Annotated in this window: 4 protein-coding genes; 2 read left to right on the forward strand and 2 right to left on the reverse strand. The window is 70.9% G+C overall.

The window, feature by feature from the left end; translation table 11 throughout:
- Positions 1 to 124: 124 nt before the first annotated feature.
- Positions 125 to 3676 (reverse strand): transcription-repair coupling factor, encoded by a 3552-nt coding sequence (gene mfd, locus ACFWR9_RS12915; protein WP_383839949.1) that lies wholly within the window; start codon positions 3674 to 3676, stop codon positions 125 to 127.
- 348 nt (positions 3677 to 4024) lie between these two features.
- Positions 4025 to 4660 (reverse strand): TetR/AcrR family transcriptional regulator, encoded by a 636-nt coding sequence (locus ACFWR9_RS12920; protein WP_383839952.1) that lies wholly within the window; start codon positions 4658 to 4660, stop codon positions 4025 to 4027.
- A 248-nt stretch (positions 4661 to 4908) separates the two neighbouring features.
- Here ACFWR9_RS12920 and ACFWR9_RS12925 point away from each other — a divergent pair, with 248 nt between their 5' ends.
- Positions 4909 to 5886 carry a tetratricopeptide repeat protein gene (locus tag ACFWR9_RS12925; protein WP_383839955.1) on the forward strand — a complete coding sequence of 326 codons (978 nt, stop codon included), beginning with the start codon at positions 4909 to 4911 and terminating at the stop codon, positions 5884 to 5886.
- A 618-nt stretch (positions 5887 to 6504) separates the two neighbouring features.
- On the forward strand, positions 6505 to 7137 hold the full coding sequence (locus ACFWR9_RS12930) for a DUF6230 family protein (protein WP_383839958.1): 633 nt from the start codon (positions 6505 to 6507) through the stop codon (positions 7135 to 7137).
- Positions 7138 to 7274: the final 137 nt, after the last annotated feature.

Consider the following 7274-nt stretch of genomic DNA (forward strand, 5'->3'; position numbering starts at 1 on the left):
TACCGTAGTCGGCGTGTGCTCTGGTGAGAGGTGGCTTGTCTTTCTGTCTTCGACGTTGACCTCAGGAGGACCGGCTTCCGGCCTCAGGAGGACCGGCTTCCGGCCTCAGGAGGACGGGCTTTCGCTACGACCCCAGGATCGAGGTCAGGAACTCCCCCACCCAGCCGAGCAGTTCCCGCCCGAGCAGCGGCTTGCCGCCGACCTTCGCGGTCTTCGGGCGCGGTACGAGGACCTGGCGGGTGCCCGCCTTGATGACGCTGCCGGGGTAGAGCCGCTTCAGCCTCAGCTCCTGGGACTCGCGCAACTCCACCGGCGCGAAGCGGATGTTGTTGCCCTGGAGCACGATCTCGCCGACGGCGCACGCCCGCGCGAGCATCCGCAGGCCCGCGACCAGCAGTAGGTTCTCCACCGGCTCCGGCAGCTTGCCGTAGCGGTCGACGAGCTCCTCGCGTACGGCCTTGATGTCCTCCTCGCTGTTGGCGGAGGCGATGGACCGGTACGCCTGGAGCCGCAGCCGCTCGCCGGGCGCGTAGTCGTGCGGGACGTGCGCGTCGACCGGCAGCTCGATCTTGACCTCGAGCGGCGGCTCCTCCTCCACACCGCCCTCCAGGGAGGCCCGGTAGTCGGCGACCGCCTCGCCGACCATCCGCACGTACAGGTCGAAGCCGACGCCGGCGATGTGACCGGACTGCTCGCCGCCGAGCAGATTGCCCGCGCCGCGGATCTCCAGGTCCTTCATCGCCACGTACATGCCCGCGCCCATCTCGGTGTGCTGGGCGATGGTCGCCAGGCGCTCGTGCGCCGTCTCCGTCAGCGGCTTCTCCGGCGGGTAGAGGAAGTACGCGTAACCGCGCTCGCGGCCTCGGCCGACCCGGCCGCGCAGCTGGTGGAGCTGGCTGAGGCCGAAGTTGTCGCCGCGCTCGACGATGAGGGTGTTGGCGTTGGAGATGTCGATGCCGGACTCGACGATGGTCGTGGAGACGAGCACGTCGAACTTCTTCTCCCAGAAGTCGACGACGACCTGCTCCAGGGACTGCTCGGACATCTGGCCGTGGGCGGTGGCGATGCGCGCCTCGGGGACGATCTCGCGCAGCCGGGCCGCCGCGCGGTCGATGGACTCGACGCGGTTGTGGATGTAGAAGACCTGGCCCTCGCGCAGCAGCTCGCGGCGGATGGCGGCGCCGATCTGCTTCTGCTCGTAGGGGCCGACGAAGGTCAGCACCGGGTGGCGCTCCTCCGGCGGGGTGGTGATCGTGGACATCTCGCGGATGCCGGTGACCGCCATCTCCAGGGTGCGCGGGATGGGGGTGGCGGACATGGTCAGCACGTCGACGTTGGCGCGGAGCTTCTTCAGCTGCTCCTTGTGCTCGACGCCGAAGCGCTGCTCCTCGTCGACGATGACCAGGCCCAGGTCCTTGAACTTGGTCTCGGAGGAGAACAGCCGGTGGGTGCCGATGACGATGTCCACCGCGCCCTCGCGCAGGCCCTCCAGGGTCGCCTTCGACTCGGTGTCGGTCTGGAAGCGGGACAGCGCCTTCACGTTCACCGGGAACTGGGCGTACCGCTCGCCGAACGTCCCGAAGTGCTGCTGGACCAGCAGGGTCGTCGGTACGAGTACGGCGACCTGCTTGCCGTCCTGGACCGCTTTGAAGGCGGCGCGGACCGCGATCTCGGTCTTGCCGTAGCCGACGTCGCCGCAGATCAGGCGGTCCATGGGGACCGTCTTCTCCATGTCGTCCTTGACCTCGGCGATGGTGGTGAGCTGGTCCGGGGTCTCGGCGTAGGGGAAGGCGTCCTCCAGCTCGCGCTGCCAGGGGGTGTCCGCGCCGAAGGCGTGTCCCGGCGCGGCCATCCGCGCGCTGTAGAGCTTGATCAGGTCGGCGGCGATCTCCTTGACCGCCTTCTTCGCGCGGGCCTTGGTCTTGGTCCAGTCGGCGCCGCCCAGGCGGTGCAGGGTGGGGGCCTCGCCGCCGACGTACTTGGTGATCTGCTCCAGCTGGTCGGTGGGGATGTAGAGGCGGTCGCCGGGCTGGCCGCGCTTGGCGGGGGCGTACTCCACGACCAGGTACTCGCGGGTGGCGCCCTGCACGGTGCGCTGCACCATCTCGATGTAGCGGCCCACGCCGTGCTGCTCGTGGACGATGTAGTCGCCCGTCTCCAGGGTGAGCGGGTCGATGGTCTTGCGGCGCCGGGCGGGCATCCGGGCGCCCTCGCGGCCCGCGGCCTTCTGGCCGGTCAGGTCGGTCTCGGTGAGGACGGCGAGCCTGAGGGTCCGGTCGACGAAGCCGTGCTCGATCGAGCCGCAGGAGACGTGCACGACGGAGGGGCTGAGGGTGCCCAGGTCGCCCGTTTTCCCATTGGACACAGTCAGCCGGGCCGCGATGCCCTCGCCGCCGAGGACCTCGACGGTGCGGGCGGCCGGGCCGTGGCCCTCGGTGACGTAGACCGCGCGCCAGCCGTCGGCGAGCCAGCCCTTGGTGTCGGCCAGCGCCTTGGCGGTGTCGCCGCGGTAGGTCTCGGGGGCGTGCATGCCGAGCTTGAGGGTGTCGGCCTCCTCGAACGCGTCGTCGGCGGCGAACGGCGACACCGACCACCACATCATGTCCAGCTCGCGGGCCCGCTCCCGGACGTCGGCGATGGACCACAGGGAGGCCGCGTCGACGTCGATGGGCGCCTCGCCGCCGCCCGCGGTGGCCGCCCAGGACGCCTGGAGGAACTCCTGGCTCGTCGCCACCAGGTCGGCGGCACGGGTCCGCACCCGCTCCGGGTCGCAGACCAGGGCCATGGAGCCCTTGGGCAGCACGTCCAGCAGCAGTTCCATGTCGTCGACGAGGACGGGGGCCAGGGACTCCATGCCCTCGACCGCGATGCCCTCGGCGATCTTGCCGAGCAGTTCGCCCAGCTCGGGATGGGCTTCGGCGAGGGCGGCGGCCCGCTGGCGCACGTCCGGCGTCAGCAACAGCTCGCGGCAGGGCGGCGCCCACAGGCCGTGTTCGGCGACCTCCAGGGAGCGCTGGTCGGCGACCTTGAAGTAGCGGACCTCCTCGACGTCGTCGCCCCAGAACTCGACGCGGAGGGGGTGCTCCTCGGTCGGCGGGAAGACGTCCAGGATGCCGCCGCGCACGGCGAACTCGCCGCGCTTCTCCACCAGCTCCACGCGCGCGTACGCGGCTGCCGCGAGGGCTTCGACGATCTCGTTCAGGTCGGCGGCCTGTCCGGTGCGCAGGGCCACCGGCTCCAGGTCGCCGAGGCCCTTGACCTGGGGCTGGAGCACGGAGCGGACGGGCGCGACGACGACGGAGACCGGGCCGGTCTCCGGGTCGTCGGGGCGGGGGTGGGCCAGGCGCCGCAGGACGGCCAGGCGGCGGCCGACGGTGTCGCTGCGCGGGCTGAGGCGCTCGTGCGGGAGGGTCTCCCAGGAGGGGTACTCGACAATGCCCTCTGGGGGCAGGAGGGAGCGCAGGGCCGCGGCCAGGTCTTCCGCCTCGCGTCCGGTCGCCGTCACCGCCAGGACGGGACGGGACGTCTCGCGGGCCAGGGCGGCGATGGCGAAGGGGCGGGCCGCGGGTGGGCCGACCAGGTCGACGTGCATGCGGTTGCCGTCTGCGGCCGCCGAGATCGCTTCCGCGAGGGCGGTGTCCTTGACGACGGCGTCGAGCAGACCGTGCAGGCTCATGGAGGGGCGCTTTCCGTCCTGGGGTGGGGCAACACGAGTAGCCCGGCGCGGGTGGGGCCGGGGGTGTCCAGCGTACGTCGCTGCGGGCGGCTGCGTCGGGGGCTGTGGATGACGCCGGGTGCGGGGTGGGCGGCGTCGCGGTGGCCGTACCAGGGGGCTCCGCCCCCTGGACCCCCGGCCTATGCGCACCCACCACCCGACTCGGTGGGCTGGAAGGTGGCCCGCCGCCCGGGCTCGGTGGGTTGGAGGTGGCCCGCCGCTCGGACTCGGTGGGTTGGAGGGTCGAGTGTCTTCCGGACTCGGGCGGTTGGAAGATTACCGGCCGCCCAGGCTCGGGCGGCTGGAAGGTCAGCCGGTCGGCGGCTCGGGGTGGTGGGCGGTCAGGCCCCACAGGAGTAGCTGTGTGAAGCCCCGTACCCAGTCTCCGTCCGCCGGTTCCGCGCTGACCAGGGTGCGGTGGACCACCGCGCCCGCGACCACGTCGAAGATGAGGTCCGCGGTGCGGGCGGCCTCGGCCGGGTCGGTCTCGGGGGGCAGCTCGCCCCGGGCCTGGGCCCGCGCCCTGCCCTCCAGGACCAGGCGCTTCTGCCGCTCCACGATCGACGTGCGGATGCGCTCGCGCAGCGCGTCGTCGCGGGTCGACTCGGCGACCACCGCCATCAGGCCGCTCTTGGCCTCCGGACGGGCCAGGATCGCCGCGAACTGGAGCACCACGCCCTCGATGTCGGCGGCCAGGGAGCCGCGGTCCGGGAGCCGGAGCTCGTCGAAGAGCTCCGCCACCGCGTCCACGACCAGCTCGTTCTTGCCCGCCCAGCGGCGGTAGAGCGTCGTCTTGGCAACCCCGGCCCGCGTGGCGACGTCTCCCAGGGTGAGCTTCGACCAGCCGAGGTCGACCAGGGCCGCCCGCGTCGCGGCCAGGATCGCGGTGTCCGCCGCGGCACTGCGCGGGCGCCCGGCACGGCCGGCGTGGGTGCTGCTCTGCATTCCCCGACCATAAATCCCCGACCACAACCGGCGGGTTCCGTGTGGCCGTGAGGGAGATCACGGGGGTGGGGTGTCCCGGCGGCCCATCCTGGCATTACGCTACGACTCGTAGCGAAAGCACGGGTCCGCCCGTGCCCCAGCGACGACCACGGGCGATGGGTGGGGACCCGGCGCCGAACAGCACACGTCCGGGCGGGCTTTTCGACCCGCTTTTCACACGCGCGCGCGGTACGGGGGAGGATAGGCCCATGCAGCCACGGAACATGTCCATGAGCGGGGTCGTCGACCTCGCCGCGGTGAAGGCGGCCCAGGAGGCCAAGACGAAGGCGGAGCAGGCCCGCGCCGACGCCGCCCAACACGGCGGGACGGGGGCGGTCTCACCGGCCGACCTCGTCATCGACGTCGACGAGGCCGGCTTCGAGAGCGAGGTCCTGCAGCGGTCCACCGAGGTCCCGGTCGTCATCGACTTCTGGGCCGAGTGGTGCGAGCCCTGCAAGCAGCTCAGCCCGGTCCTCGAACGGCTCGCCGTCGAGTACGGCGGGCGTTTCCTCCTCGCCAAGATCGATGTCGACGCCAACCAGATGCTGATGCAGCAGTTCGGCGTCCAGGGCATCCCGGCCGTGTTCGCGGTCGTGGCCGGGCAGGCGCTGCCGCTCTTCCAGGGCGCCGCGGGCGAGGCGCAGATCCGCCAGACCCTGGACCAGTTGGTGCAGGTCGCCGAGGAGCGCTTCGGCCTGACCGGTCTCGTCGTCGACCCGGAGGCCGAGCCGGGTGCCGCGCAGCCCGCCGCCCCGGAGCGTCCGGCCGGACCGCACGACGCGGCACTCGAGGCCGCCGTGCAGGCGCTGGACGCGGGCGACCTGGGCGGTGCCGTCCAGTCGTACAGGAACGTGCTGGCCGAGGACCCGGGCAACACGGAGGCCAAACTGGGTCTCGCCCAGGCCGAGTTGCTCCAGCGGGTGCAGAACGCCGACCCGCAGAAGGTCCGCCAGGAGGCGGCCGACAAGCCGGGCGACGCGCAGGTGCAGATCGCCGCCGCCGACCTGGATCTGGTGGGCGGTCACGTGGAGGACGCCTTCGGCCGTCTCGTCGACGCGGTGCGCGTCACGGCCGGCGACGACCGCAACGCCGTACGGCTGCGACTGCTGGAGCTGTTCGAGGTGGTCGGTGCCGACGATCCGCGGGTCACCGCGGCTCGCAGGGCACTGGCTCGCGCCCTGTTCTAGAGGTGTCCACCGGGGTGTTGCCGGTGTGAAGGAGCTGCCGACGAGGCGTCATTGCGGCCGCGCTTTACCAAAACTTGGTAATCGCGGCCGCTGTTACTGCCAGTAAGTCAGCGGCGTCGATCTGTCGGACTCTGTCCATCGATCAATAGTTTTGTTCGGCCCCTATGGCACACCCAGCGTCGCCGTTCGGGCCCGGTGCGTCGTCCCGCGGTTATCCGGCCGTTACTAGTGAGTAACGAACCCCCTTGTGTCGGCGGCGAGAATGCACCACGATCGGCGACGCTCGGTCCATTCCCGTACCCCGAAAGCCAGTCGGGTCGCGGGGGTTCCTGGGTCCCCACCGAGCAGGGCCGGCGGCAGTGGAGCCGGCCTTTGGGCAGGGGGGTCTTCGCTCACCCGGCGAAGCCTGTCCAGCAGGGTTGTGCGTGATGCGTGTCAGGCGCGACCAGTGGTTGTCGCTCGGGGGTGATCGCCGGTGATTCGGGCGCGTCGTACGCGCCGCCGAGTTCGGGCGCTCTCCTTCCCGAGGACGTAGCACTTCTCCCATCCCTGCCAGACCGAGCCGCCGAACCGGCGGCCGGCCGAGGCCAGGAGATGTACGTCCGAGAAGGAGGAAATATGGAGTCCCAGGTGCGTGGCGGGACCAGATGGAAGCGGTTCGCTGTGGTCATGGTGCCCAGCGTTGCCGCCACGGCTGCGATAGGCGTCGCGCTCGCGCAGGGCGCTCTCGCCGCGTCGTTCAGCGTTTCCGGCCAGTCGTTCAAGGTGACGGCGGACCGGCTCGACGGCACGGGATTCTCCCAGTACGGGGCGATCGACTCGGGCTACACGCTGAAGGGCGAGAAGACGGCTCACCCCGTCGCGGTCTCGGCGTTCAAGTCCGCGTCGATCACGAACATGTGCCAGTCCGTGGTCACCCCGGACATCCCGTTGATCGGCTCCGTCAGCCTCATGCTGAAGGCCGGCGGCGGTGACAAGCCGGTCGAGGCCAAGAACCTCTACATCGACGTCGAGGAACTCGAGGCCGACGCGACGTTCCGCGGCATCGACATCGGTGTGGCGGCCAAGGACGCCAACAAGGGTCCCGGCATCAAGAAGGGCGACACCGCGAACCCCAACGGATTCGCGCAGCAGGCCGACTCGGCCACGCTGACCGGTGTGAAGCAGACGGCGTGGGCGACCACGGCCGGAACCTTCAAGCTCAGCGGTCTGAAGATGTCGCTGTCCAAGGGTGTCAAGGAGTGCTACTAAGCACCCCTTGACGGGGGGGGGGGGGGGGGGGCCCCCCCCCCCCCCCACAACCCCCCCCCCCCCCGACACCCCCGCGCCAACACACCCAAACAACAAAAAAGACATGAGTAGAATGTGTAAATAAGTCATGGAAATAG

The sequence above is a fragment of the Streptomyces sp. NPDC058534 genome (assembly GCF_042717365.1).
GTDB lineage: Bacteria > Actinomycetota > Actinomycetes > Streptomycetales > Streptomycetaceae > Streptomyces.

What these genes read in the sequence shown, in the direction of transcription:
- mfd (WP_383839949.1), bottom strand. Translation starts at nt 3,676, where the DNA reads ATGAGCCTGCACGGTCTGCTCGACGCCGTCGTCAAGGACACCGCCCTC.
- ACFWR9_RS12920 (WP_383839952.1), bottom strand. Translation starts at nt 4,660, where the DNA reads ATGCAGAGCAGCACCCACGCCGGCCGTGCCGGGCGCCCGCGCAGTGCC.
- ACFWR9_RS12925 (WP_383839955.1), top strand. Translation starts at nt 4,909, where the DNA reads ATGCAGCCACGGAACATGTCCATGAGCGGGGTCGTCGACCTCGCCGCG.
- ACFWR9_RS12930 (WP_383839958.1), top strand. Translation starts at nt 6,505, where the DNA reads ATGGAGTCCCAGGTGCGTGGCGGGACCAGATGGAAGCGGTTCGCTGTG.